Here is a 26014-nt window from a genome sequence, read left to right on the forward strand (position 1 = left end):
AAAAAGGGAAGGTGTAGTAGATGAACGGCGCCTTTTACCTGCGCCGATCACTGATGCTGCGCATGCTGGTCGCCATGGCGGCGATATCCTGTCTGGCCCTGGTCAGCCTGCTGGGCTCCATCGTCATCGCAAAGAGCGCGGGAGGTTACGCCGACGCCATCAACCAGGCGGGCTCGCTGCGAATGCAGGCCTATCGACTGCTGGCGACGTCGGAGTTGCTGCCGGCGGATCACCCCAGGCGACGCTGGCAGCACGAACAGATGGAGGCCACGCTGGCTGCCGGGGCGATCATCGCGCTGATTCCGGTGGACGCCGATGATCCGCTCAGAGAGGCCTACGACAGGGTGGTGGAGTGCTGGCACGAAACCCTGCGTCCCAACACGGTGGATTTCGAAGGTGGTGACGTCTTTCGGCTGGATGACAAGGTCGCCGAGTTCGTCGACAAGGTCGATATTCTGGTGGGAAGGCTTCAAGAATATGCCGAGTCAAAGGTCGTATTTCTTGAGGTTTTTCAGGGGGCATCGCTCGCCGTTCTCGTGATCTTTATGGTGATGGTTGTCTATCGAATAGTCTGCGGTGTCATGCCGCCATTTCGTGACCTTATTCGTGTTGTAAATGGCGTAATGGTCGGTGACTTTTCGGGGAGAACCATCTACCGAGGTAACGACGAGTTAGGCTTGTTATCCAGAACAATCAACAAGATGAATGCCAGCCTGTCGGAAATGTACGGTCAGCTGGAAAAGCGTGTCGCGGCGAAGACCCATGAACTGAAGCGCAGCAATGATGCGTTGCGTATGCTTTATCTGACCGCGCGGCGTCTCAATGGGGTTACTCCGCTGACCCGGGAAGAGCTCGAGGAAGTGCTGCGCCAGCTTGAGGCGGTGACCGACGAAGGCCCCTTCGAGCTGCGCCTGTCCATGGGAGGCAATGGCAAGGATATTGTCAGACTCAGCTCTCGCCCCGGCGCGGAAAGCGCTTTCGTTCAGGAACCATCGCGCGGGCGTGAAATATCAGACAAGGCGGCTGCCGGACTGTATGCCAACGGCAATGAATACGCGGTCAGGGTGCGCGAAGCGGGTCGGGATTTTGGCGAGTTGCGTGTCCATCAGCCTCCCGGCCATATGCTTGCCCAGTGGAAGATCGAGCTGGTGGAGACGGTGGCCGGGCTGATTGCCGCGGCCTTGTCGCTGTCCGAGAAAGCCGACGAGCAGCGTCGGCTGGCGCTGATGGATGAGCGCGCGGTGATTGCGCGAGAGCTTCACGACTCGCTGGCTCAGTCGCTGTCCTACCTGAAGATCCAGGTCACCCGTCTACAGATGCAGCTCGATCAGCAACGCCACGAGCAGGTGGCGCAGGTGGTCGCGGAACTCCGGCACGGTCTCAATTCGTCCTACCGCCAGCTCAGGGAGCTGCTCAACACCTTTCGTCTGCGCATCCATGAGTCGGGTCTGGAAGCGGCGTTGGAGGAAACGGTGCTGGAGTACTCCAAGCGGGGCGACTTCGAGCTGACCCTGAAAGGCCAGTGGAGCGGGCTGTCGCTGACCCCCAACGAGGAAATTCATGTGCTGCAGATCGTGCGAGAGTCGCTGTCCAACGTGGCCCGCCATGCACGTGCTCGGCACTGCACCATCAGCCTCGCCGTCGACGACACGGGGCACTATCAACTTTCGGTCACGGACGACGGTGTAGGCATCGGACCGCAATCGGATCCTTCCATGTCCCACGGGATGGCGATCATGGAGGAGCGGGCACGAAGCCTGAGTGGAAAGCTCACGGTCAGGGGCATCAAGCCCTGCGGCACCGTGGTGACCGTCCGCTTTCTGCCGCGTCTGTTGGCGCAGTTACCTGTGGCGTCCGAGTGATGGGCTTTCACGGGCGCGAGGTCGCGACGACGTGGCCTGCTGAACGTGTTGCCCGGCAGCGGGTCGGGTGAAACCACTCTGGAGATAGCACTATGAGCATGCTTCGATTGATGATCGTGGACGATCACCCCCTGTTCCGGCGTGGGGTGCGTCAACTGGTGGACATGGATCCTAGTCTGGTGGTGGTCGGTGAAGCCTCGGATGGCGCCGAGGCGGTGCGCAAGGCCGTCGATCTGCAACCCAACCTGATCCTGCTCGACCTCAACATGCAGCCCATCGACGGCATCGAGGTGCTCCGGCGGATGCGTGACGCCCGGGTCAAGAGCCGTATCGTGATCCTGACCGTGTCCGACGCCGACGACGACGTGGTGCGCGCGCTCAAGGAAGGCGCCGATGGCTATCTGCTCAAGGACATGGACCCCGAGGAGGTGCTGCGGCTGATTCGCGAGGCGGCCCAGGGTCAGGTGGTGCTGGGGCCACAGATGGCGTCGCTGCTGGCCAGCGTGGTCAAGGGCGAGCTGCCGGCAGGGGGCGACGACGGCATGTCGTGCCTGACCGCTCGAGAGAGGGACATCCTGCGGACCCTGGCTCGCGGCCTGTCCAACAAGATGATCGCCCGTGAGCTGGACATCGCCGAGGGCACCGTCAAGGTCCACGTCAAGCATCTGTTCAAGAAGCTGGATCTTCGCTCACGGGTGGAGGCAGCGGTGTGGGCCACCAAGCATGGCCTGGGCTAGGGCTTGTCTGAAAAGTGCCTGCGCTCGGTAATACGGCGTTAAAAATCGTCTGGTGCGCCAGCCCGGTCAAAATGCTCATTTACACCCCGTAAACTGCGCTTTCTCACCGATTTTTGCCTTGTCTAACCTTCGCTCGTCGACTTTTCGGACTGCGCCTAGGGCTTTTGCGAAACCTGCCTGCGCTCGTCGACTTTTCGGACAGAGCCCAGGGCTTGCAGAAACAGGCTTGCAGGAATGGTGGTTGCGCTCGGTGGCGCCGGGAAGTTCGTCCGGATACGACAACGCCCGGGACAGGCCCGGGCGTCGTTTGCTGGCTGGCACAGCCCGCTGGCAGGGCGTCAGTCGTTGACGGCGGCCACCGCCTTGGCCAGGTACGGCAGGTTCTCCTGGGAGAAGCCGGCGACGTTGGCGCGGCCCGAGCGCACCATGTAGATGCCGTACTCGTCACGCAGGCGGTCCACCTGTTCCGGCGTCAGGCCGGTGTAGGAGAACATGCCACGCTGCTCGGCGATGTGGGCGTACTTCTGGTCCAGCCCGTAGGGCTTCAAGGCCTCGACGAAGTCACGACGCAGGGTGTTGATGCGATCGCGCATTTCGGTGAGTTCCTCGCGCCACACCGCGGCGAGTTCCGCCGAGTTGAGGATCTCCGCCACGATGCTGCCGCCGTGGGCCGGCGGGTTGGAGTAGTTCTCACGGGCGACGATGGCGATCTGCGAGCGGACGTTCTCCATCTCCTCGCTGTTCTTCGCCACCACGATCAGGGCGCCGGTACGCTCGTTGTAGATGCCGAAGTTCTTCGAGCAGGAGCTGGTGATCAGCACGTTGTCGAGATTCTCGGCCAGCAGGCGAACGGCGTAGGCGTCCTCGTCGAGGCCCTCGGCGAAGCCCTGGTAGGCGAAGTCGACCAGCGGCAGCAGGTCGCGCTGCTGGATCACTTCAAGCACCTGTTGCCACTGCTGGTGGTTCAGGTCGAAGCCGGTGGGGTTGTGGCAGCAGGCGTGCAGCACCACCACGTCACCCTGGGGGATCTGCTTGAGGGCTTCCAGCATGCCGTCGAAGTCGAGACGGTTGTCGGCGTCGACGTAGGGATACTTGTGCAGTTCGATGCCGGCGGCGGTGAAGATGCCGTGGTGGTTCGGCCAGGTCGGGTCGCTGACCCAGATGCCCTTGCCAGGCAGTTGGGTCGCGACGAAGTCCGCCGCCAGGCGCAGGGCGCCGGTACCACCGGGGGACTGGGTAACGCTGGCGCGGCCGGCCTCGAGCACGGGGGAGTCCTGGCCCAGCACCATCGGCAGCACCACGGCACCGTACTGGGCGGCGCCGTGTGAGCCGATGTAGGTCTTGGTGGTCTCGTTGTTGAGCAGCAGGGCTTCGGCCTCCTTGACCGCACGCATCACCGGAGTGTTGCCCTTTGCATCGCGGTAGACGCCGACGCCAAGATCGACCTTCTGGGGATTGGTGTCCTTCTTGAAGGCCTCGATGAGCCCGAGGATGGCATCCCCGGGAACCCGCTCAATCTTCTCGAACATTTTAGCTTGCTACCTCGTCGGTTCTGGCCGCTAGGATGAAATCGTTCTTGTGCAGGCCCTTCATCTCGTGGGACCACCAGGTCACGGTGACCTTGCCCCACTCGGTCAACAGGGCCGGGTGATGGCCGGCTTCCTCGGCGATCTCGCCGACGCTGTTGGTAAAGGCAAGGGCCTGCCGAAAGTTGCGGAACTTGTAGCTCCGCTCCAGTTGCATGATGCCATCGCGCTCGACGATCCGCCACTCAGGGATCTGCGCGTGCCACTGTTCGATCTCGGCCTCGGTGGCGTGGGGGGCGTCCCAGCTGCAGGCTTCGCAGGACTGCTCGGTGAGGGTCTGGGTGGTGTCGTTCATGCTGTCTCCTGGTGGTGTCGGTGAGCGAATGTGGATGTTCAGGCGTGTTCGCTGCGTCGGTCGTTGTCGGCACCGTCGTGGGCGGATGGGCCGGTCTCGCCGTTCTCGCCGGGCGTTGGCTTGGGCTTGGTCGTTGAATTGGGCTTGGGCGGAAAGCGCGGTTCGAATAACCCCAGCGCCTTGGCTTCCTCGACCAGTGCCATCAGGTCGCGCCGGGACAGTTCCTGAAGCCTGTCGAGGCTGTCCAGAACGTAGTAAAGGGGCTGCAGGATGTCGATGCGGTAGGGGGTGCGCAGGGCGTCGAGGGCGTCGAAGGGCGCATGTGCAGGGGTGTCGGACAGGGCGTGCAGGGTCTCCTTGGGCGAGGAGATGATACCGCCGCCATAGATGCGCCGGCCGTCCGGGGTGTCCACCAGGCCGAATTCCACGGTCATCCAGTAGAGCCTGGCCAGGTAGACCCGGTCCTTGGGTTCGGCGGCGAGGCCGATGCGGCCGTAGGTGGCGGTGAACTCGGCGAAGGCCTCGTTGGTCAGCATCGGGCAGTGGCCGAAGATCTCGTGGAAGATGTCCGGTTCCTTGAGGTAGTCCAGCTCCTCGGGGGTACGGATGAAGGTCGCGACCGGAAAACGACGGTTGGCCAGCAGTTGAAAGAAGGTGTCGAAGGGGATCAGGGCCGGTACCTGGGCGGTCTGCCAGCCGGTGGCTTGCTGTAGCACCCGATCGACGTCGCCCAGTTGCGGAATACGATCGCTGGGCAGGCCGAGGCGCTCGAGGCCGTCCAGATACTGCTGGCACACGCGCCCTTCGATCAACGTCAGCTGGCGTTCCATCAGCGTCTGCCAGGTCCGGTTCTCGACCTCGCTCCAATGGATGATGCCGTCGGCATCCGGCTCACGGGCCTGATAGTCGGTGCCCTTGGTGGACGGGGTGGACGAAGAAGGTGCGTGCATGGTGTCTCCCGGCGATTGTCGACTGTTGTGGTATCGAGACTGAGTCGAGTCTAGGCATGGGGGCTTTCGTCACGCAGCCGTGCATCGGGGGGATAGGCACCAGAAGGCGGCCCTTTTCTGTCAGGAAATCTTTACAGCTGGTGCTCGAGATGGTGTCTATCGACCAAAGATGCAGGACGCGCTCCTCTGTCTTCGATAGGCTGTAACGAAATCTTGACATACGAGTCAGACCAGCCTGACGGAAACTTCAGATGGTGTGACCCTTTTGCGGAGCCATTCCCTTCATGCGCCTGAGAGTTCACTGCCAGAATCGTGTCGGCATCCTTCGCGACATAGTGGCCCTGCTGGCCGACTATGGGGTCAACGTGGCCCGGGGCGAGGTGGGCGGAGAGCACGGCAACGCCATCTATCTGCACGTGCCGCAACTGTTGCACGCCCAGCTGGCGACGCTGAAGCCCAGTCTCGAGCAGGTGTCCGGCGTATTCGGGGTGCGCCGGGTCAGCCTGATGCCCAGCGAGCGCCATCAGCTCGAGCTGGAGGCGCTGCTGTCGTCACTCTCCGACCCGGTGATGTCCATCGACATGGAGGGGCACCTGGTGGCGGCCAACCGGGCGGCGAGCCAGTTGCTCGGCGTGCGCGTCGACGAGGTGCCCGGGCTGTCGCTGAATCGCTACCTGCCGGAGCTCGACCTGCCGGAAGTGATTCGTCGCAACAATGCTCGGGTCAACGGCCTCAGGATCCGGCTCAAGGACGCCACCTACCTGGCCGATATCGCGCCGCTGCATCGCGAACACCACGACGACGTGGCCTCGCTGGCCGGTGCCGTGGTCACGCTGCATAGCGCCGATCGTATCGGCGAGCGTATCTATCAGGTGCAGCGCCAGGAGATGCGCGGCTTCGAGGCCATGTTCGCGGCCAGCCCCCGACTCGCCTCCCTGATCCACGAGGCGCGGCGCATGGCGCCGCTGGACGCGCCGCTGTTGATCTTTGGTGAGACCGGCACCGGCAAGGAGGTGCTGGCGCGGGCCTGTCACCTGGCCAGCCAGCGCGGTCAGGCGCCGTTCATGGCGCTGAACTGCGCCGGCCTGCCGGAGTCCATGGCCGAGACCGAACTGTTTGGCTATGCCCCGGGCGCCTTCGATGGCGCTCGCCCCGAGGGCAAGCTGGGTCTGCTAGAGCTGACCGCCGGTGGCACCATCTTCCTCGATGAGGTCGGCGAAATGAGTCCGCGGCTGCAGGCCAAGCTGTTGCGCTTTCTGCAGGACGGTGGCTTTCGCCGGGTCGGCGCCGATGACGAGACCTACCTGGACGTGCGGGTGATCTGCGCCACCCAGCAGGATCTGCTGGCCCTGTGCGGCCAGGGGCTGTTTCGTCAGGACCTCTATCATCGCCTCAACGTGCTGTCGTTGAGCGTTCCTCCACTGAGGGATTGTCTGGATGGCATCGAGGCTCTGGCCGGGCACTTTGTCGACCGAGCCGCGCGCCAGATCGGCTGCGCGCTGCCTGCGCTTTCCCCCGCGGCTCTGGCGCGCATGGCCAGCTATCACTGGCCCGGCAATGTGCGGCAACTCGAGAACGTGCTGTTTCAGGCGGTGTCGCTGTGCGAGACCGGAGTCATCGAGCCGGCCCATTTGCGGCTGCCGGCCTCGGGGGCGCCGGCGGGTCTTGCCGGTATCGACCTGGACGGCTCGCTCAACGACATCCTGGGTGAGGTCGAGCGGCGCGTATTGGCCTCGCTGTACCCCCAGCATCCGTCCAGTCGCCAGTTGGCACGCCGCCTTGGCGTATCCCACACCACCATCGCCAACAAGCTGAATCGCTATGGCATCATCGGCAGCGAGGGCTGACGGTGAGTGTGAGAGTGAAAGTGAGACTGAGGGGGCTCGAGGCCCCGACGAGGCACCGACGAGGCCTCGAGGCCCACTGCTCGCGGTCGAATAGCTGGCGTTCGAATAGCTCGCGGTCGCAAGGCTAGCCTTCGAATAGTGGTGCGAGGGCCTGCCTGACGTCGGTATAGCGGGCGCTTTCCTGGCTGGCGAATCCCGGCAGGCGTCGCGCCTTGGCCTGACTCAGGCGCGGGCTGATGACGCCGCACAGGAAGCGGGTAGCAAGCTCCAGGTCCAGCGGCTTGCCTGGACCGACACTTTCCAGTGCCTGGGCCAGGCCCGTCAGCCAGGCTCGCAGTTCGCCCTCGTCCGGGAGCGCCGGAGTCGGTGCGGGCGGCAGGCTGGCGGTCACGCCGCGACAAGCCGAACAGTGGCCACAGCGTCGGGGGGCATTGGGGTCACCGAACCAGTCGGCGAGTCGCGCGCTGATGCAGTCGTCGGCCTCGAACAGCGCCAGCATGGCGTCGAGTCGCTCGAGCTCGACCCCCGCGCGCTCGACGAACTGCTGATGCAGCTCGGGGGCCAGCCGTCCCGGGTCCACGGCCGCGAGTTTGTGGTAGACCTCGGTCATCTGCTTGCTTTCCAGGCGCATCAGCCCCTGTTCCGCCAGGTAGTCGAGTGCCTTGAGCACCCGCGGGCGGGAGGTGTCCAGGCCGCGTTGCTGGCCCAGCTGGTCGAGGCGTTCGAAATCCAGCCGATACCAGGTACGGGCCTTGTGCGAGGCATCGAGCAGTGCGCCGAGAAAGGCGCCGCGCTCGCCGGGGAAGCGGGCGAGCAGGGCTTCGGGTTCGATCGCCAGGCTGAAGCGATACTCGGCGAAGTAGCTGTGGCTGGCACGCACCACGCCGGCCAGTTCCAGCTTGACCAGCAGCGTCTTCAGCGGCAGCTCGCGGATGTCCGAGAGGCGTGACAGGGCGTTGAGCGACAGCTCCCAGGTGTCGGAGGCATCCGCCAGATCGGTCAATACCGCCTCGATGCCCGACAGCGGTGGTACGTCACCATGGATAAAGTTCTCGAGCACTGGCAGGTGTTCACGTCCGGCCAGCATCAGGCACTCCGACGGCTTGCCGTCGCGCCCGGCGCGTCCGATCTCCTGGCTGTAGTTCTCGATGGACTTGGGCAGGTCGAAGTGCACCACCTGGCGGATATCGGCCTTGTCGATGCCCATGCCGAAGGCGATGGTGGCGACGATGCCGGGCAGGCGTCCGCTCATGAAGTCCGCCTGCAGTCGCTGGCGGGTCTCACTGTCGAGCCCGGCGTGGTAGGCGGCGACCTCGAGCCCGGCGGCCTTGAGGTAGGCCGCCAGGCGTTCGGCGCTTTGCTGCAGGGTGACGTAGACAATGGTGCCGCCGTTGCCGAGTCTTGGCGCCAGGCAACTGGCCAGATGGCGAGCCCTGTTGTCGGCGGGCAGCGGGGTGACGGCAAGGTCCAGATTGGCGCGATAGAAGCCGGTGGTGATGACATCGTCAGGCGCGATATCGAAGCCTCGACGCATGTCATCGATGACCTTGGGCGTGGCGGTGGCGGTCAGCAGCAGCACCTGGTCGATGCCGAACTCCCGGCGATAGTCGGGCAGTTTCTGGTAGTCCGGTCGAAAATTATGTCCCCATTCCGACAGGCAGTGCGCCTCGTCGATCACCATCAACGAGACCCGCACGTCGCGCAGAAAGGCGCGAAAGCGTTCATTGCGCAGGCGCTCGACCGATACCATCAGGACCTTGAGCTGGCCGTTGCGGGCCGCTGCCATGACCTCCCGAGCCTGATCGCGATCCTGACTCGAATCGATGCTGGCGGCGGCGATACCGCGCGAGGTCAGCGTCGCCAGTTGGTCCTGCATCAGCGCCAGTAGAGGAGACACCACCAGGGTGAGGTGCGGCAGGTGCAATGCCGGCAGCTGATAGCACAGCGACTTGCCCGAGCCGGTCGGGAAGATCGCCGCTGCGCTACGGCCTTCTGCGATGGCGTTGATGGTCTCCCGCTGTCCTGGCCGAAAGTGGCGGTGGCCGAAGACGTTCTCGAGGGTCTGGTCGATGGTGGTGGACATGCTGGCTCCCTGATGGCGGGCCCTGTGACAGCGGCAGGATCGGGGGCAAGGGTACCCAAAACAGTCACCGGCATGAAGCGACGACGTGCCAGCTCAGGTGGCGATGTCAGGAAGAACCCTGGGGCAGCCAGCGCTGGATCACGCGATCGCGGCCCTGCTGCTTGGCTTCCATCAGGTTGGTGTGGACCTGCTGCATCAGTTGCGCGCTGCTCAAGCCGCGAACGAAGTCGGAGACGCCGATACTGACGGTGACCTTGTGGCGACCGATGCCGAAGTCCTGACGAGAGATGCTCTCGCGCAGGCGCTCCGCCAGCTCGCGCGCTCTGCCAGCGGGTGTCATCGGCAGCAGCAGGGCGAATTCGTCGCTGCCCATGCGTGCCAGCATGTCCTCCTGGCGCAACTGGCTGGATGCCAGGGCGGCGATCTGACAGAGCACCCGATCACCGAGTCCGCGCCCCCAGGTGTCGTTGATCAGGGCAAAGTGGTCCAGGTCGATCAGCAACAGCGATAGCGGCGTGCCATGGCGGTTGGACATGGAGGCGATCTTGTCGATGTGTCCCATCATCGAACGTCGGTTGGTCAGCCCGGTGAGTTCGTCGGTGCCGGACAGGTAGCGAAGACGTTGCTCTTCGGCGACCTGATCCTCGATGTCCACCAGCAGGCCGTGCCACAGGATGCCTTCGTCCGAGCGCTCCGGCAGTGCCTCCAGCGAATACCAGTGCGGGGTGAGTTCGCCGATCGGCAGGCGCAGTCGCGTGGATACCGGCGACAGCCAGTGCGCAGAGTGTTCGATGGCCCGGATGAATTCACCGTAGGCGTCACCCAGCAGATCGCCGAGCCGCTGACGCACGTCGTTGATCGACAGCAGTGGCTCAAGGCGAGCCGTCATCGGGTCTTCACCGGTCAGGGCGGGAAGCTGCAGGCGGCCGCGAGCGTCTCGCTTCAGGGTGAACAGCACCCCCGGGACACGCTTGAGGCAGGCAAGACTCGCGCTTTCATTGCAGGTCGGGGAGGGTGACGGCGGGTCACGATCTTCCATAGCAGGCAGTCCTTGGCCACGGGATGGCGGGTCAACCCGAGGTATCGGGCCTTTACCACCATCTTAAAGGCAGGGCATTGCGGGTATATCAGTCCAAGGGACTAAGAAATATCAGACAAAACTCTGCATTTGTGGATTGCGCCATAGGAAGGAAAGGCTTGAACGTTCTCGCCAGGCCGCTGATAGCGGGCGTTGTGGCCGTGCAGCCGGGAGTTGATCGATCGGCAGACATCGGCGTGAGGGCTTGATCAAGGATATGCCGCAGCGAGAGTGACTAGGCAGGTTCCCGTCATGATTCACCGAAAGCGCGCGCATTTCCGGCAACTTCGCGGTCACCGGGGTGCGTCATAGCGAAGCTCTCGCCCCCTGGAAAAGACTACCTGCCACAGTTGCAAGTAGCGGGCACGGAAGGCTCCGGCACAGATCGCCAGGTAGTAGCGCAGCATCCGATAGGTGCGTTCATTGCAGTGCCGTGTGTTGTAGTGACGTGCAATGTCATGCCAGCAGGCGTCAAGGTTGGCCAGCCACGCCAGCAGGGTGGGATCGTAGTCGGAGCCGAAGTTCTGCCAGTCTTCCACCATCAACATCTCCTCGCTGTGCTGGCAGATCTGGCGGGCGGACGGCAACACGCCGTTGGGAAAGATGTAGCGATGGATCCAGGGGTCTGCGGTGATGCGAGAAGTATTGGAGCCAATGGTATGCAGCAGGAAGAGCCCGTCATCCGGCAGCAGGTCGGCCACCGTCCGAAAGAAGGTCGTGTAGTTGCGCTGTCCTACGTGTTCGAACATGCCGATCGAGGCGATCCGGTCGTACTGGCCTTGCAGGTCGCGGTAGTCGGCCAACTGGATATCGACGGGCAAGCCCTGGCAGCGCTCCCTGGCCAGTGCCACCTGCTCCCGGGAAATGGTGATACCGGTCACGCTGACGCCGTAGTGACGTGCGGCGTGCTCGGCCAGGCTGCCCCAGCCGCAGCCGATGTCGAGAAGGTGCATGCCAGGGCGCAGCGCCAGCTTTCGACAGACCAGGTCGAGCTTGGCGAGCTGGGCCTGATGCAGCGTCGTTGCCTGGCGCCAGTAGCCACAGGAGTAGCACATGGTGTCGTCAAGCATATACCGAAACAGGTCGTTGCCGAGGTCGTAGTGAACCTCGCCGACCTGATAGGCTCGGGCGCGACTCTGGAGGTTGAAGAAGCCCGCCTGCAGGCGATAGAAGAGGTGGCTCGCGGCGCTACGCGAGCGTTGGCCCAGACCGTGGCGCAGCAGCCGATGGGCAAGCTGGTCGATACGCCGCGCTTCCCACCAGCCATCCATGTAGGCTTCCCCGAGCCCCAGCGTGCCCTGGTGCAGGATGCGGGCGAACAGATCGGGATGATAGATTTGGATATCGTGGGGTTCAGGTCCGTTGAGGCGAATGCCCGAGCCCTCGAGCAACTGCTCGATGATCAGCCGAGGGCGATTGTTCGGCAGTGCGATGGGATGGGGGCGGGCGTCGCTGGTCATGTGGCCTCCTGGTATCCGTGCAGGCGGCATGTCCGAGGAAACGAGAAGCGGGCAGGAGAGTTGCCCGCTCCGAAGTGAGGCCAGGTCCGCCACCTCGGCAGGGGCCTGAATCACCTTCGGCTATCTTTATTGTTGCAAAACAGCATAGTTCAGCTGGCATGCCTTTCCAGCGAAGAACGCTGGCGGGTTGGTACAGAATCAAGGAGGCTTAAGTTATGCACGTTATCGTCGATCTTTGCGTGGTCCCCCTGGGTGTGGGCGTTTCGGTCTCCGACCACGTGGCCGCTTGCCAGCGGGAGATTCAGGCGTCCGGTCTCAGCCACCAGATGCACGCCTATGGCACCAATATCGAAGGCCCCTGGGATGAGGTCATGGCGGTGGTCAAGCGCTGCCATGAGGTGGTGCACGAGATGGGGGCGCCACGCATCACCACCACCTTGAAACTCGGTACCCGGACCGACCGCGATCAGAGCATGGCAGACAAGGTCGAGAGCGTGGCACGACGCCTGGGTGACTGACGGCTCACTTCGAAAGCGCATTTCACCGCCTGCCCCGACCTCGCGACGCTGATCGCTGCATGAGACGGGGCGGGTACCTTGCCGGGCCCCGTCAGCCCCCAGGTGGCAACAGATGGTGACCGGCCTGGTCGGCCAGGTGGCGGCCGAGTCGCTCCAGCGGCTCGCCGCCGTGGCGCCAGTAGTGCCAGTACAGCGGTACGTCCAGATGCCAGCCCGGCACCACGTCCTCAAGCTCCCCCGTCGAGAGCTCCCGATACGCCTGGATTTCTGGAATGAGCCCGAAGCCGAGGCCCGCGTGGGCCAGGCGCAGAAATCCCTCGACGCTGGCGCAGCGGTGGTGCGGGAAGGGGCCGTTGACGCCATGGGCCGCCATGAAGCGGTGTTGCAGTTGATCGTTGGGCCCGAAGATGATGGCCGGCGCCTGGGCCAGAGAACCGGCGTCCGCGCCCTGGGGGCAGTGACGGGCCATGAAGTCGGGACTCGCCAGGGCGCGGTAGCGCATCACGCCCAGGGCGTTGACCCTGGCGCCCTGAACCGGCATGTCGCTGGCGCACAGGCAGGCAGCCACTTCGCCCAGGCGCATGCGTTCAAGTCCGACCTCCTGATCCTCGATGACCAGATCCAGGGTAATCGCCTGATGCTTGAGGTAGCCGGCGATGGCGCCCGGCCACCAGGTGGCGAGGCTATCGGCATTGATGGCGATACGTAGCTGTCGGTGGCCCAGTGCCAGCTGCGGTGCATCCTGGATCAACTCGCCCTCCAGCAGTTGTACCTGCTGGACGTGGTTCAGCAGCCGTTGACCCAGTTCGGTTGGTGTCGGCGGGGAGCCCCTCACCAGCACCGGCTGTCCCAGGCGAGCCTCCAGCAGCTTGATGCGCTGGGATACCGCTGATTGGGTCAGCCCCAGCGCGCGGGCCGCGCGCTCGAAGCCCTGGTGGGTCAGCACGGCGGCCAGTGCATCGAGCAGTTTGTAGTCCAGCATGGGCGTCTATCTATGTCCTTGAGTATAAGAAATGGTAATGAGGCAGTGGGAGAAGTGATTTCTCTTATTTACCAGCTTGCCCTAGTCTCTGCCACATCCAGTAGCGCGCAACATCGGCGCAGCGTCGACAATTATCGTGAGGAAGGACAGACCATGTGGCTTTCACTGATCCAGGGCGTGGGCACCGGAGCGGGACTGATCATCGCCATCGGCGCGCAGAACGCCTTTGTGTTGTCCAAGGGACTGAGGCGACAACACGTCTGGTGGGTGGCGGGGATCTGCGCCCTGTGCGATGCCGTGCTGATCGGCCTGGGGGTGATGGGCCTCGGCGCCCTGATCGCCCAGAGTGAAGGGGCCATGCTGTTGGCGCGCTACGGCGGCGCCGCCTTCCTTGCCTGGCAGGCCTGGCTGGCCATTGGTCGGGTTCGACGGCCCAGGGGCATGGACGTTGCATCGTCTGCCTCCAGTGCCAGCCTTGCCCAGGTGGTGCTGGCGACCCTGGCGGTGACGCTGCTCAACCCCCAGGTCTATCTGGACACCCTGGTGATGCTGGGCGCCATCGGTTCGCTGCAAGAGAGCCCGGTGGGGTTCTACGTGGGGGCGACCATTGCTTCCTTTGTCTGGTTCTTCGGTCTGGTCAGCGCCGCCGGCGCCCTGGCACCGCGGCTGAAGAGTCCGAGGGCATGGCAGTGGGTGGATGGGATCATCGCCGTGATCATGCTGCTGGTGGCGTGGCAGCTGGTGACGCTGACGCTGTAAAGGTCCCAGCGATAGGCAGCCTGTCATGCCAGCGTGACGTCGTGTAAGGATTTCGTGACGCCTGGGGTGCAGAGCGCACACGGGGTGTCACGCCAGCGCTACAGCGGGCCGACGCCGGGGCGTGTGCGCTACCACCTCAAGCCGCTCCGGGGGGATGGGGGGCGCGTGTCGAGGAGCCTAGGATGGGGAGTGACAATCACAATGACGGAGGCCCACATGACCGCAGTCGCTCCCATCGATACCCACAACCCCATCGGCACCAATGGCTTCGAGTTCGTCGAATACAGCGCCCCGGATCAGGCTGGCATCGACGCCCTGCGCGAGCTGTTTCTCGCCATGGGGTTTACCGAGACGCGCCGCCACCGCTCCAAGCGGGTCACCCTGTTTCAGCAGGAGGGGGTGAACTTCGTGCTCAACGCGGAACCCGGCAGCCACGCCGCCAGGTTCGCCGAGATTCACGGTCCGGGCGCCTGCGCCATGGCGTGGAAGGTAGCGGATGCTCGTCAGGCACTGTCCTACGCCATCGATCAGGGTGCCCGTCAGGTCGATAACCCCGTCGGTGCTGGCGAGGTGGGCATTCCGGCGGTGGAGGGTATTGGTGGTTCGTTGCTGTATTTCGTCGATGATCGGGTCGACGAACAGGGACGTACCATCTACGACATCGACTTCGAGCCCATCGCCGGCACCTCGGCTCAGGACAACAGCGTTGGTCTCAAGGTGCTGGATCACCTGACCCACAACGTGGCGCGGGGCCAGATGGACCCCTGGGCCGACTTCTATACCCGTATCGCCAACTTCCGTGAGAATCGCTATTTCGACATCGAGGGCAAGAAGACCGGGCTTCATTCCCGCGCCATGACCGCACCCTGCGGCAAGATGCATATCCCGATCAACGAGTCCGCCGACGACAACTCCCAGATCGCCGAGTTTATCCGCGAGTACAACGGCGAGGGCATCCAGCACCTGGCCATGGCCACCGACGACATCTACGCCACGGTGCGCGCGTTGAAGGCCAACGGCATTCGCTTCCTGTCCACCCCCGACACCTACTACGAGAAGGTCGATGTGCGGGTGCCCAACCACGAAGAGCGGGTCGAGGATCTGCGTGAGTTGAGCCTGCTGATCGATGGCGGTCCGGATCAGGGGGTGCTGCTGCAGATCTTCACCGAGACCGTGATCGGTCCGATCTTCTTCGAGATCATCCAGCGCAAGGGTAACGACGGCTTCGGCGAGGGCAACTTCAAGGCGCTGTTCGAATCCATCGAGGAAGATCAGATTCGCCGCGGTGTCCTCGACGCCGACTGACGTCGGTCGGCTACAGCCGCTGTCGTCACTGGCGTCTTGTCGGCCAGGTGAGCGGCAGCGGATCCTTCGCCAGGTAGGCCCTTGGCCGCGACTTTGCGTCGTCGGCCTGCCCAATCACAACAAAATCCGTCACAATGGCGCGCTGGATGCCCTGGGTCTGTGCTGTTTCAGGCTGTTTTCAGGGCGCCACCGCCATGGTGGACAAACAAAAGTGCGCAAGCGATCTCTGGTGAGTCATGACAACCAATGAACCCTCTCGCACCCAGTGGCTAGGCCGCTGGGGCTTCGTTCTGGCCGCGACCGGCTCCGCTGTGGGCCTGGGCAATATCTGGAAATTTCCGTACATGACCGGAGAGTACGGCGGCGGCGCCTTCGTGCTGGTCTACCTGGTCTGTATCCTGTCGGTCGGTGTACCCATCATGATGACCGAGATCGCCCTGGGGCGGCGTGGTCGGGGCAGCCCTATCGACGCCATTCGCCGGGTGGTCAAGGAATCCGGAGGCAGTTCGCTGTGGTCGCTGTTCGGCTGGATGGCGATGCTCTGCGGCTTTTTGATCCTGAGTTTCTACGTGGTGGTCGCCGGCTGGTCCTTCGCCTACCTGTGGAAGATGATCTCCGGCGGACTGGTCGGTTCCAGCGTCGATGACATGGCGGCCATCTTCGGCGCCAACAATGCCAACCCCTTCAGCCTCGGCGGCTGGAGCACCCTGGTGACCGTGGCCACCATGGTGATCGTCGGCAAGGGGGTGCAGCAGGGCATCGAGAAGAGCGTCGGCTGGATGATGCCGGGCATGGTGATCATGCTGCTGATCATGATCGTCTACGGCATGTTCTCCGGTGGCTTCGGTCAGGCCGTCCACTTCCTGTTCGACTTCAAGGCTTCCAGCCTGTCAAGCGAGGGCATGCTGGCCGCCATGGGCCATGCCTTCTTTACCTTGTCACTGGCCTCCGGGGCCATCCTCACCTACGGCAGCTACCTGCCGAGACGTGCTTCCATCGGTCGTACCACCCTGACCGTCGCGGTGGCCGATACCCTGGTGGCGCTGATGGCGGGGCTGGCGATCTTCCCGGTGATCTTCGCCAACGGCATGGAGCCCAACAGCGGACCCGGCCTGATCTTCATGAGCCTGCCGCTGGCGTTCCAGGCGATGCCGATGGGCACGCTGTTTGGCATCCTGTTCTTCATCATGCTGTCGATGGCGGCGCTGACCTCCTCGATCTCGATGGTCGAGGCCACGGTGTCCTGGCTCAACGACAACAAGGGCATCAGCCGCAAGGCGGCCGCCTGGGGCACCGGCATCGTGCTGTGGCTGATGAGTACCCTGGCGATGCTGTCGTTCAATATCGGTGCCGACTGGACACTGGCCGGCAAGCACTTCTTCGACTGGCTCGACTTCCTCACCTCGCGTCTGATGATGCCGCTGGGCGGACTCGGCATGGCGCTGCTGGCCGGTTTCTTCCTCAAGAGCGAAGCGGTACGCGATGAGCTGGATCTGCCGGCGGGCATGCACGCCCTGTGGCTGTTCATGGTGCGCTACGTCAGTCCCCTGGGCATCCTGGTGATCTTCGTCGATGCGCTGGGCATCGTCGCTGTGGATTTCGCCGCCCACTGGCTGTGGCTGGCACTGATCCTGGTCGTGATGACCGGTCTCGGTGAAACCCTCAGCCCGAGGCTGCGGCGGACGCTGAGCGCCAAGGGGTAAGACAGTCACCCCACTGACCCTGCCAAAGCTGCCAGAGCGCCGCTTTCCCCGTCGGGGAAGGCGGCGCTCTGGTGTGGGGTGACGACGCCTTGCAGCAGCAATGAAGTGTGTTTTTGGTAATAACGAAGTGGACGTTTAATTCCGACATGGCATAATGATGCCCGTTGTCATCGCCCGTTGTCATCGCCCGTTGTCATCGCCCGTTGTCATCGCCCGTTGTTCACTCTGGAGTCCACCGTCATGAGCCCTTCCCAGTTGCCTGCCCACAGTGGCTTTCCGGCCGGTAGCGTGAGTCTCGTCGGTGCCGGTCCCGGCGATCCTGAGCTTCTGACCCTGCGAGCCTGGCGGCGACTGTGCGAGGCCGAGGTGGTGCTGCACGATCGACTGGTCAGTGAGGAAATCCTGGCGCTGGTGCCGGCATCGGCGGATCGCTACTACGTCGGCAAGGCTCGCTCCGATCACAGCCTGCCCCAGCAGGACATCAATCGCTCGCTGGTCGACTGGGCTCGTCAGGGCAAGCGTGTGGTCAGGCTCAAGGGGGGCGACCCTTTCATCTTCGGTCGTGGTGGTGAGGAGCTTGAGACCATGGTGGCCGAAGGCGTTCAGGTGGAAGTGGTACCGGGCATCACCGCGGCTTCCGGCTGCAGCGCCTACGCCGGCATCCCTTTGACCCATCGTGATCACGCCCAGTCGGTGCGCTTTATCACCGGGCACTTGAAGGAAGGGGGTTGCGAACTCGACTGGCGGGCGCTGGCAAGCCCTGGTCAGACGCTGGTGTTCTACATGGGGCTTGGCAGCCTCGACTACATCAGCCAGGGCCTGATCGGCGAGGGACTGAGTCCGGACACCCCGGTGGCGCTGGTCGAGCAGGGAACTACCCAGCGCCAGCGCGTCCATCTATCCAGCTTGGCTAATTTGCCGAAGTTGAATGATCGGGATATCATTCGACCGCCCACCTTGATCATCGTTGGCAGCGTGGTTTCGCTGCACGAGCAACTGGCCTGGTTCGATCATGCGCAAGCGGGGAGTCGTGGGTGGATGCACGGCAAGCATCCGTCACCCCGAGAACGTTCTTCGGATTGAACGTGCGCCATCGCTGGAGACTTCGCACCAGGCTCTGAATCCCCGCGTCTCGCGGGTCACCTGAGGTGAAGATGATGTTGTCCATTTCTCTGCGTCGTATGCTGTCCGGTCGATCGACCATGGCCGCCTGGGCGGCCGCCGTTGTTCTGGCCATGGCGTCGCTTGCGAGCGCGCCGGCAATGGCCCGTGACGACGGAGAGGTTGCTTCCCAGCGCGGCCAGGCTTCCTACTACAGTGATCGCTTCCAGGGGCGTCGAACCGCCAGCGGCGAGTCCTTCGACCAGCAGGCGCTGACCGCCGCCCATCGCAGTCTTCCCTTCGGTACCAAGGTGCTGGTCACCCGTCGTGATACCGGCCAGAGCGTCGAGGTCGAGATCAATGACCGCGGCCCCTTCGTCAAGGGACGGGTCATCGACCTGTCCAAGCGTGCCGCCCGCGAGCTAGGCATGCTCAAGCGCGGCACCGCGCCGGTCCTTCTGACCTACCTGCCCGGAGCGTGACCCGGGGCACCAACAGGGGCCACAAGCATCGGTACGTCGAAACGAAGATGTGCGATCGCAGGTGATCGACCAAGGCCCGCCAGGCAAGCCTGGCGGGCCTTGTCGTGTCTGCGCAACGATAGCAGGGCGCATCGTCACCGCGAGAACTGCTCGATCGCCCGGGTATCGACCGGCTGATCGTGAAATTCGCGCTGCCAGCGGGCGAGCAGGGCGGTGCGCTTCAACTCATCGAGGGTCGCCAGCAAGCCGGGGCTCAGAGGAATCGGCCTCAGGCCGTCAGGGTAGTCGCGGCGCATGGCGGTGGCGGTGCCCGGGCCATCCAGTTGGGGGTGCAGGGCGCCGAGTTCGCCGGCCTCGGCGATGACCCTTTGGCCGTCGGCGCTCAGCAGGTAGTCGATAAAGCGGCGCGCTGCCCCCGCGTGCGGCGCCTGGCGAGGCACGAAGGCCAGACGTCGAATGACCAGGGCATAGTCGTCAGGAATCACCAGCCTGAGCTCGGGGTCATCGGCGATCCTTTCCCGGGCATAGCTGCCCAGCACGTTGTAGGCGATGTCGTAGCGACCCTGCCTGAGGCCTTCCAGCATGGCGCCTGTGGTATTCACCAGGGCGGTATCTGCCTTGCCCAGCGCCGCCACAAGGTCCCAGTAGCGCGGGGACAGGCGTGACTCCTCGATGGCGTAGGTGTAGCCGGCGCCGCTGGAGGTGGGGTCGTAGGTGACCAGGCGTCCTTGCAGCGGCGAGCGCGCCTCGGCCAGCAGGCCGAGCAGATCGGCGCGGCTGTCGACGGGGCCGAGGCGCTGCTCGAGACGGCGGCTGACCACCATCACGATGGGTTCGAAGGTAAAGGCAAACAGCTCCTGACGCCACTTGGCCGTGTCCGGCCAGCGCTGGGTGATGGCGGTGTCGATGCTCTGGGCGTGACCCTCGTTGACCAGCAGGTACTGCCAGGGCATGGCCGACGAGATGACCACATCGGCCTCTGCCGGGGCGTCGAGAAAGCGCTGATGCACGTCCAGCGTCGAGAAGTTGCGGTAGGTGATGGTGTAGCGCGGATGACGACGATGGAAGTCCTCGAGTAGCGGCAGAGCGTAGGGGATATCCAGGGCTGCGTGGATCACCAGCGCATCTGACGACTCTCCTGTACCTTCGAAGGTGACCTCATCGTAGGCTTGCTGCTGCGAGGCGTTCCCCGGGTGTGCCTCGAGGGGGGAGTCGGACCCGGCTTCGGGTATGGATTGCGCCAGGGGCTGATCAGGCAGAAGCGACCACAGCGCCAGCGACGCCACCAGCGTGACAACGGCGGTCGTCCAGGGGGGCAGCGCAAGGGTGCGGGATATCATGGCTGGCTCCGTGAAGGGGCGGACGTCGATCCCTTGTCGACGCCTTCGCCAAATTGCAGGCTGACTCGCAGGCCCGGCGGTGGTGCTTCCCGGGCGTCACCGAGACTCAGTCGAGCGCCGTGGGTGCGGGCGATGCCGTCGACGATGGCCAGGCCCAGACCCGAGCCTTCGCTAGTGTGCTCACCGCGGTGGAAGGGGCGCAGTACCAGCAGTCGACGCTCGTGGGGGATGCCTGGGCCGTCATCGACGACCGCCAGCGCGATCGGGTTGGCGCTGACCTCGACGGTGATGTGCCTGGCGCCGTAGTGGCAGGCGTTGTCGATCAGGTTGGCCAGCGCCTCGCCCAGCTGCCAGTCGAGTCCCCGCACGTGCACCGGTGCCTCTGGCGCTTCCAGTCCAAGGTCGACGCCGACGCGCTGACAGCATTGCCAATGGGCCATCACCGCCTCACGGGCGACCTGAACCAGATCGGTGGGTGCCAGTTCGGGCTGGTACTCGGGATTGTCCAGGCGGGTCAGCGACAGCAGTTGCATGGCCAGGCGCGAGGCGCTCTGGCTGGTGGTCTGCATGGCACCGAGGGCCGAGCGCCAGATGGCGGGGTCGTCCTGGCGCAGGGCCAGTTCGGCCCGGGCGGAAAGCCCCGCCAGGGGGGTGCGGAGCTGATGCGAGGCGTCGCCGATAAAGCGTTCCTGGTTGGCCTTGACCCGACGCATCCGTGCCAGCAGCTCGTTGACGGTATCGCGCAGCTCGGCCAGCTCTCGCGGCAGCGGCAATTCCAGCGGTGCCAGGGTGCGCGGATCACGGGTGCGTATCTGGCGTCGCAGTCGTGTCAGCGGTGCCAGCGCCAGGCGAATGGCGATCAGCAGGGCGGCCACCGACAGCACCGCCACCGCCAGCAGGTAGGCGAGGCTCTGGCGAAACAGTTCGCCGCTGAGCGCGTCGCGCCCCTCGCGCGTGTGGGCGACCCGGATCTCGAAGGGCTCGCGCAGGCGCCAGTCCTCAAGCCGAGAGCGGCGCACGCCGAGGCGCAGAGGCATATCGTGGTAGTCAACGTCGCCATAGACGACGTCGCTCGCGTCCTGGGCGGCGCCTTCGATACCGGGCAGGTCGGCGTTGCCGGTGACCCGCTCACCGCGAGCGTCCACCAGGGTATAGAACACCCGTTCGTCGTGGCGCGAGGCGAGCATTTCCAGGGCCGCCGGAGGCAGGTCGAGCCATAGTCGGTCGTCCTGCCACTGGGCCTGTTCGGCGATCGACAGACTGGCGGCGTCGAGCAATCGATCGAAGGCCCGGTCGGCGGTCTGGCGAGCGTCCAGCCAGGCCCGCCACAGCACCACCGAGCCGACGATCAGCATCGGCAGCAGCAGCCAGGTCAACAGTCGGCGATGCAGTGAATCCCCGCTCATGGTGCTTCCAGCAGGTAGCCGAGACCGCGCACCGTGCGCAGGTTCACTCGATGCCCCTGAAGGCGCTTGCGCAGACGATGCACGTAGACCTCGATGGCATTGTCGCCGAGTTCCTCCTCGCCGAAGGCTTCACGCACCAGGGTAGCCTTGTCCACCGGCTGGCCGGCGTGTCGCATCAGGCACCCCAGTAGGCGCTGCTCTCGCGGAGGCAGTGCCAGCGCCTCGTCGCCCAGGCTGAAGCGCTGGGCCAGGCTATCGAAGCTGAGTTCGCCCACGGTGATCAGGCCGGAGGGGGCGCGGCGACGCATCAGGGCGCGTACCCGGGCCTCCAGCTCCTCCAGCGAGAAGGGCTTGGCCAGGTAGTCATCGGCACCCAGGTCGAGCCCTCGCACGCGATCTTCTACCGCGCCGCGAGCGGTGAGAATCAGCACCGGGGTCGAGCTGTCGTGGCGCCTCAACGCCTCCAGCACCTCCAGGCCGCCGAGCCCAGGAAGGTTCAGATCCAGAAGTACCATGTCCAGTCGGTGATTTCCCTGGAGGCGGTCGCGGGCGTCGATGCCGTTGTCGAGATGCACAACCTCGTGGCCTGCGATGCCGAGGGCATCGACCAGGGTCTCGGCCAGAAGCCGATCGTCTTCCACCAGCAGCAGTGTCATGCGCGCCTCCCTTGGGTGTCCCGCTGATCGATCAACTGTGTCACCGCCTCGTCGAGCCGTGTCGCGGCGGCCTGTGTGTCCAACCGTCCCTCGGGCCCGGACAGGGCCAGCCAGAGTTCGTGACGACCTTCCAGCGGCAGCCGCCGACACACCATGATGCCTCCCGCAAGGGCCGGCGCCGGAGCGTCAGTGTCCCGCAGGGGCCACTGGCTGCCGGGAACAAGGTCATGGCGCAGGCTCTGATCGGGCAGGGCGGCCAGGCGACAGTGAACCACGCCGGCGGTCACCTCGAGCAGGCTGGCGGTGTCGCCGAGTTGTCGTGCCAGGCCGTCTAGCAGCGGCTGGATCAGCGCCGCGAGATCGCGACTGGGGGCGTGGCGACGGGCGAGGCGCACCGGAGCACCGCCAATGCGCCAGCGGCCATCCTCTCCACGCTGGGTGTAGTCGAAGCGTTCCAGCGAGGCCAGCAGCCTGAGCAGGGTGCTCTTGTAGAAGCCGGTGGCGTCGGCCAGTTCTGCCAGACTGAAACTATCCTGAGGAGTATCGAAGACCTCCAGGACCGAGAGGGCCCGTTCGACCGCCTCGACGCGATCCTGTGCCATGTGAACCTTCCTGTCGGTGATAGCGAATGATGTCGCTGGCATTCAACTTTGGTCGGAATTACGCGATCGCGCGTTGACCCGGATGCTGTCCGGGCTTAGCTTTCCATCCAAGGGAACGGCGTTCTGCCTTACAGAATTGTAAGCCAGGTGTCAGTTTCCAACAAGTGGAAATCTCGGCGCCGTCTCGGCGTCAATCGCGACGGGATGTCGGCTCGTGCCTCCTGTCAGCAGACAACAACAGAGGACTTCGTCATGTCCATGAACACGCCAGTCAAACTGATCGCCATCGCTGCCATCACCGGTGCAGCCAGCACTGCCGTTGCCTTTGAGCCCGAAGGCAAGGTCGAGTGCCTGGCGCCTGCCGACCCGGGCGGCGGCTGGGACTTCACCTGCCGCAGCGTCGGTACCGTGCTCGAAGAGCTGGACCTGGTGCCGCGCGGTGTTCAGACCGTCAACATGGCCGGTGCCGGTGGTGGCGTGGCTTACGCTCACACCGTCAGCAAGCGCGCCGGTGATGACCAGCTACTGGTCGCGGCTTCCACCGCCACCACCACACGCCTGGCCCAGGGGCAGTTCCCGGGAATGACCGCCGACATGGTCAACTGGGTCGGCGCCCTGGGGGCGGACTATGGGGTCATCGCGGTCAGCGCCGACAGCGAGTACCAGGACCTCAACGCCATCATGGACGCGATCAAGGAAGACCCGCGTGCGGTGAAGTTCGCCGGTGGCAGCGCCAAGGGCGGCTGGGATCACCTCAAGGTGCTGATCGCGGCTCAGGCCGCCGGCGTCGAGAACCTGCCGAGGATCCCCTACCTGTCCTACAACAACGGTGGCGAGGCCATGACCCAGGTGGTCGGCGGCCACGTGGACGCCTTCACCGGTGACATCACCGAGGCCCAGGGCTTCATGGAGTCCGGTGACCTGCGCGTGGTGGCGGTGCTGTCCGAGGAGCGTCTGCCGGGCGAGTTCAGCGAGATCCCCACCGCCAAGGAGCAGGGCATCGACGCCGTGGGTCCGAACTGGCGCGGCTTCTACATGCCGGCGGATATTCCTGAAGACGCCAAGCAGTACTGGGTCGACGCCATGGACACCATCTACGAGAGCCAGGAGTGGAAGGACGTCATGGAAAGCAACGGCCTGATGCCGTTCCACATGAGCGCCGGTGAGTTCGAGACCTTCGTCAAGGAGCAGATCGCCGACATCAACCAGCTCTCCAAAGATATCGGACTGATCCAGCAATGAGCATGTTCAACGACCGCGTATTCGGGGTCTTGATGATCGTCCTGGCCGTCGCGTACGGCTGGGGCGCCACCCAGTTTCCCGAACCCTTTGGCGGGGCCGAGGCGGTAGGCCCCGAAACCTTCCCCTACCTGCTGGCCGTGGTGCTGGGGCTGTCCAGCCTGTACATGGTGGTGCGCCCGGATCCTGACAATGCCTGGCCCTGGAGCCGCACCGGCGTCGAGCTGATCATCGCTCTGGTGGTGCTGGTGCTCTACGCGGCCCTACTGCAGCCGCTCGGCTTCATCCTGGCGACCCTGCTGGCGGTGGGCACCCTGTGCTGGCGCATGGGCGCGCCGCCGGTCAAGGCCTTCATTGTCGGCGGTATTTCCGGCGTGGTGGTATTTCTGATCTTCAACTTTGCGCTGGACCTGCCCCTGCCCCTGGGTGTGCTGTCCTTCCTGGAGGTGGGCTGATGGAAACCCTTGGCTACCTGATCGATGGCTTCGGGGTGGCGCTCGCCCCGCATAACCTGATGTTTGCGCTGCTGGGCGCCTTTCTCGGCACCCTGATCGGCGCGCTGCCCGGACTCGGCCCGGCCAACGGTGTGGCGATCCTGATCCCGCTGGCCTTTACCCTTGGGCTCAAGCCCGAGACCGCCCTGATCATGCTCACTGCGGTCTACGCTGGCGCCATGTACGGCGGGCGTATCTCGTCGATTCTGTTGAATATTCCCGGTGACGAGCCGGCCATGATGACCTGCCTCGACGGCTATCCCATGGCCCAGAAGGGCAAGGCCGCCGAGGCCCTGGCGATCTCCGCCATAGCTTCCTTCATGGGCAGCCTGATCGCCACCGTGGGCCTGATCCTGCTGGCGCCGATCCTGGCCGATTTCGCCCTGACCTTTGGTCCTGCGGAATACTTCGCGCTGTTCCTGCTGGCCTTCGCGACCCTTGGCGGTATCACCGGCAAGAACCCGATGAAGACCGTGGTGGCCGCCTGCATCGGTCTGATGATCGCGACCATCGGTATCGACAATACCGGGGTGCAGCGCTACACCTTCCAGGTGCTCGAACTTTACGAGGGTGTCGACTTCATCATCGCCATCGTCGGCCTGTTCGCCATCTCGGAGCTTCTGTTCTTTATCGAGGACCGTGCCGGCAAGGGCAAAAAGACCATCAAGGTCAACAAGCTCAAGCTTTCCTGGGCCGACATCAAGGGCATCATGCCCTCGAGCATCCGTGGCGGCATCCTCGGCTTTATCGCCGGCGTCCTGCCGGGTGCCGGTGCTTCGCTGGGCAGTTTTATCGGCTACACCCTCGAGAAGAAGGTGATCGGCAAGAAGGGCTACTTCGGTGAAGGTGACCCGCGCGGCGTGGCAGGCCCCGAGGCCGGCAACAACGGCGCCTCCAGCGGTGCCCTGGTGCCCATGCTGACCCTGGGCGTCCCGGGCAGCGGCACCACCGCGGTGCTGCTGGCGCTGCTGATCTCGCTGAATATCACCCCTGGTCCGCTGATGTTCACCCAGAACGCGGACATCGTGTGGGGGGTGATCGCGGCGCTGTTGATCGGCAACTTCCTGCTGCTGGTGCTCAACATTCCGCTGGTCGGTATCTTCGTCAAGCTGCTGTCGGTGCCGCCGATGTACCTGTTGCCGATCGTCACCATGGTGGCCTTCGTCGGCATCTACTCGATCTCCAACACCACCTTTGATCTGTACTTCATGGTGGCCTTCGGGGTCGGTGGCTACATCCTCAGGAAGCTCGAGATCCCGCTGGTGCCGGTGATCCTGGGTCTGCTGCTTGGCCCGGAGATGGAGAAGAACCTGCGCCACGCCATGGACATCTCCGACGGCGACTGGACGATCCTGTGGGACAGCGGCCTGGCCATCGGCCTGTGGCTGTTCGCCGGTCTCGGCCTGATCCTGCCGTACATCGTCGGCCCGATCCTGAGAAAGCGCATGGAGGTTCAGACCGGCCACACCACACCGGGTGATTGAGCGACCCCGCTCCCGGTGGTTGACGAAGGCCTTCGGGCTCGACTC

General features: G+C 64.3%; 23 protein-coding genes. 12 read left to right on the forward strand and 11 right to left on the reverse strand.

Translation table 11 applies throughout. The annotated features are described in order from the left end of the window. Window positions 1-20 precede the first annotated feature (20 nt). Together NFH97_RS17575 and narL are read left to right on the forward strand one after the other, a co-directional pair. The gene (locus NFH97_RS17575) at window positions 21-1862 is read left to right on the forward strand and encodes a histidine kinase (protein ID WP_108448820.1); all 1842 of its coding nucleotides are present in this window, start codon (window positions 21-23) and stop codon (window positions 1860-1862) included. A 92-nt stretch (window positions 1863-1954) separates the two neighbouring features. Further along, window positions 1955-2599 (forward strand): two-component system response regulator NarL, encoded by a 645-nt coding sequence (gene narL / locus NFH97_RS17580; protein WP_348814386.1) that lies wholly within the window; start codon window positions 1955-1957, stop codon window positions 2597-2599. Window positions 2600-2937: 338 nt separating this feature from the next. On the opposite strand, the gene NFH97_RS17585 is transcribed toward narL, so the two are convergent. Genes NFH97_RS17585 through phhA form a run of 3 tightly spaced genes read right to left on the reverse strand, consistent with a single transcriptional unit; the run spans window position 2938 to window position 5430 of the window. Next, window positions 2938-4128, reverse strand: coding sequence for an amino acid aminotransferase (locus NFH97_RS17585; protein WP_108133056.1), 1191 nt, complete (start codon window positions 4126-4128; stop codon window positions 2938-2940). Between the two features lies 1 nt (window position 4129). Beyond that, window positions 4130-4480, reverse strand: coding sequence for a 4a-hydroxytetrahydrobiopterin dehydratase (locus tag NFH97_RS17590; protein WP_108133057.1), 351 nt, complete (start codon window positions 4478-4480; stop codon window positions 4130-4132). Between the two features lie 38 nt (window positions 4481-4518). Next, a complete protein-coding gene (phhA, locus tag NFH97_RS17595) occupies window positions 4519-5430 on the reverse strand; it encodes a phenylalanine 4-monooxygenase (protein ID WP_349625254.1) in 912 nt (303 codons plus the stop codon). A gap of 284 nt (window positions 5431-5714) precedes the next feature. Between phhA and NFH97_RS17600 the strand changes: the two genes are divergently transcribed. Further along, window positions 5715-7277 carry a sigma-54-dependent transcriptional regulator gene (locus NFH97_RS17600; protein ID WP_349625255.1) on the forward strand — a complete coding sequence of 521 codons (1563 nt, stop codon included), beginning with the start codon at window positions 5715-5717 and terminating at the stop codon, window positions 7275-7277. Window positions 7278-7401: 124 nt separating this feature from the next. Here the strand turns inward: NFH97_RS17600 and NFH97_RS17605 are convergent, their stop codons facing one another. The 3 genes from NFH97_RS17605 to cfa all read right to left on the reverse strand — a co-directional run bounded on the left by NFH97_RS17605 (window position 7402) and on the right by cfa (window position 11898). Next, window positions 7402-9360: a RecQ family ATP-dependent DNA helicase gene (locus NFH97_RS17605; protein ID WP_349625256.1), complete on the reverse strand. Its 1959-nt coding sequence runs from the start codon at window positions 9358-9360 to the stop codon at window positions 7402-7404. A gap of 106 nt (window positions 9361-9466) precedes the next feature. Beyond that, window positions 9467-10399 carry a GGDEF domain-containing protein gene (locus NFH97_RS17610; RefSeq protein WP_213227121.1) on the reverse strand — a complete coding sequence of 311 codons (933 nt, stop codon included), beginning with the start codon at window positions 10397-10399 and terminating at the stop codon, window positions 9467-9469. Window positions 10400-10731: 332 nt separating this feature from the next. Further along, on the reverse strand, window positions 10732-11898 hold the full coding sequence (cfa, locus tag NFH97_RS17615; protein WP_349625257.1) for a cyclopropane fatty acyl phospholipid synthase: 1167 nt from the start codon (window positions 11896-11898) through the stop codon (window positions 10732-10734). A 215-nt stretch (window positions 11899-12113) separates the two neighbouring features. Here cfa and NFH97_RS17620 point away from each other — a divergent pair, with 215 nt between their 5' ends. Next, window positions 12114-12416, forward strand: a complete 303-nt coding sequence (locus tag NFH97_RS17620; RefSeq protein ID WP_045994015.1) for an MTH1187 family thiamine-binding protein — start codon at window positions 12114-12116, stop codon at window positions 12414-12416. Window positions 12417-12507: 91 nt separating this feature from the next. On the opposite strand, the gene NFH97_RS17625 is transcribed toward NFH97_RS17620, so the two are convergent. Continuing rightward, on the reverse strand, window positions 12508-13398 hold the full coding sequence (locus tag NFH97_RS17625) for a LysR family transcriptional regulator ArgP (protein WP_349625258.1): 891 nt from the start codon (window positions 13396-13398) through the stop codon (window positions 12508-12510). Between the two features lie 153 nt (window positions 13399-13551). Here NFH97_RS17625 and NFH97_RS17630 point away from each other — a divergent pair, with 153 nt between their 5' ends. The 5 genes from NFH97_RS17630 to NFH97_RS17650 all read left to right on the forward strand — a co-directional run bounded on the left by NFH97_RS17630 (window position 13552) and on the right by NFH97_RS17650 (window position 18748). Next, entirely contained in the window at window positions 13552-14157 is a 606-nt protein-coding gene (locus tag NFH97_RS17630; RefSeq protein WP_108133064.1) for a LysE/ArgO family amino acid transporter, read from the forward strand. A gap of 216 nt (window positions 14158-14373) precedes the next feature. Further along, entirely contained in the window at window positions 14374-15462 is a 1089-nt protein-coding gene (gene hppD, locus NFH97_RS17635; protein WP_213227115.1) for a 4-hydroxyphenylpyruvate dioxygenase, read from the forward strand. A 236-nt stretch (window positions 15463-15698) separates the two neighbouring features. After that, on the forward strand, window positions 15699-17165 hold the full coding sequence (locus NFH97_RS17640; protein WP_045994012.1) for a sodium-dependent transporter: 1467 nt from the start codon (window positions 15699-15701) through the stop codon (window positions 17163-17165). Window positions 17166-17405: 240 nt separating this feature from the next. Further along, complete coding sequence (gene cobA / locus NFH97_RS17645) at window positions 17406-18248, forward strand: uroporphyrinogen-III C-methyltransferase (protein WP_349625259.1); 843 nt, start codon at window positions 17406-17408, stop codon at window positions 18246-18248. A 179-nt stretch (window positions 18249-18427) separates the two neighbouring features. Beyond that, window positions 18428-18748, forward strand: coding sequence for a septal ring lytic transglycosylase RlpA family protein (locus NFH97_RS17650; RefSeq protein WP_371931866.1), 321 nt, complete (start codon window positions 18428-18430; stop codon window positions 18746-18748). Between the two features lie 134 nt (window positions 18749-18882). On the opposite strand, the gene NFH97_RS17655 is transcribed toward NFH97_RS17650, so the two are convergent. From NFH97_RS17655 to NFH97_RS17670, 4 genes are read right to left on the reverse strand one after another with little or no spacing between them, the layout of a single operon-like run. Continuing rightward, the gene (locus tag NFH97_RS17655) at window positions 18883-20088 is read right to left on the reverse strand and encodes an ABC transporter substrate-binding protein (protein WP_349625260.1); all 1206 of its coding nucleotides are present in this window, start codon (window positions 20086-20088) and stop codon (window positions 18883-18885) included. After that, the gene (locus tag NFH97_RS17660; RefSeq protein WP_349625261.1) at window positions 20085-21494 is read right to left on the reverse strand and encodes a sensor histidine kinase; all 1410 of its coding nucleotides are present in this window, start codon (window positions 21492-21494) and stop codon (window positions 20085-20087) included. The genes NFH97_RS17655 and NFH97_RS17660 overlap by 4 nt, the downstream gene beginning before the upstream one ends. Beyond that, window positions 21491-22150 carry a response regulator transcription factor gene (locus tag NFH97_RS17665; RefSeq protein ID WP_045994009.1) on the reverse strand — a complete coding sequence of 220 codons (660 nt, stop codon included), beginning with the start codon at window positions 22148-22150 and terminating at the stop codon, window positions 21491-21493. The genes NFH97_RS17660 and NFH97_RS17665 overlap by 4 nt, the downstream gene beginning before the upstream one ends. Next, on the reverse strand, window positions 22147-22752 hold the full coding sequence (locus NFH97_RS17670) for a helix-turn-helix domain-containing protein (protein WP_213227107.1): 606 nt from the start codon (window positions 22750-22752) through the stop codon (window positions 22147-22149). The genes NFH97_RS17665 and NFH97_RS17670 overlap by 4 nt, the downstream gene beginning before the upstream one ends. A 252-nt stretch (window positions 22753-23004) precedes the next feature. Between NFH97_RS17670 and NFH97_RS17675 the strand changes: the two genes are divergently transcribed. From NFH97_RS17675 to NFH97_RS17685, 3 genes are read left to right on the forward strand one after another with little or no spacing between them, the layout of a single operon-like run. Then, complete coding sequence (locus tag NFH97_RS17675) at window positions 23005-23994, forward strand: Bug family tripartite tricarboxylate transporter substrate binding protein (protein WP_045994007.1); 990 nt, start codon at window positions 23005-23007, stop codon at window positions 23992-23994. Further along, entirely contained in the window at window positions 23991-24446 is a 456-nt protein-coding gene (locus NFH97_RS17680; protein WP_045994006.1) for a tripartite tricarboxylate transporter TctB family protein, read from the forward strand. Before NFH97_RS17675 ends, NFH97_RS17680 begins: the two co-directional genes overlap by 4 nt. Further along, complete coding sequence (locus tag NFH97_RS17685) at window positions 24446-25969, forward strand: tripartite tricarboxylate transporter permease (protein WP_045994005.1); 1524 nt, start codon at window positions 24446-24448, stop codon at window positions 25967-25969. The genes NFH97_RS17680 and NFH97_RS17685 overlap by 1 nt, the downstream gene beginning before the upstream one ends. Window positions 25970-26014 lie beyond the last annotated feature (45 nt).

This window comes from Halomonas sp. SCS19 (genome assembly GCF_040147015.1).
Classification (GTDB): Bacteria; Pseudomonadota; Gammaproteobacteria; order Pseudomonadales; family Halomonadaceae; genus Halomonas; species Halomonas litopenaei.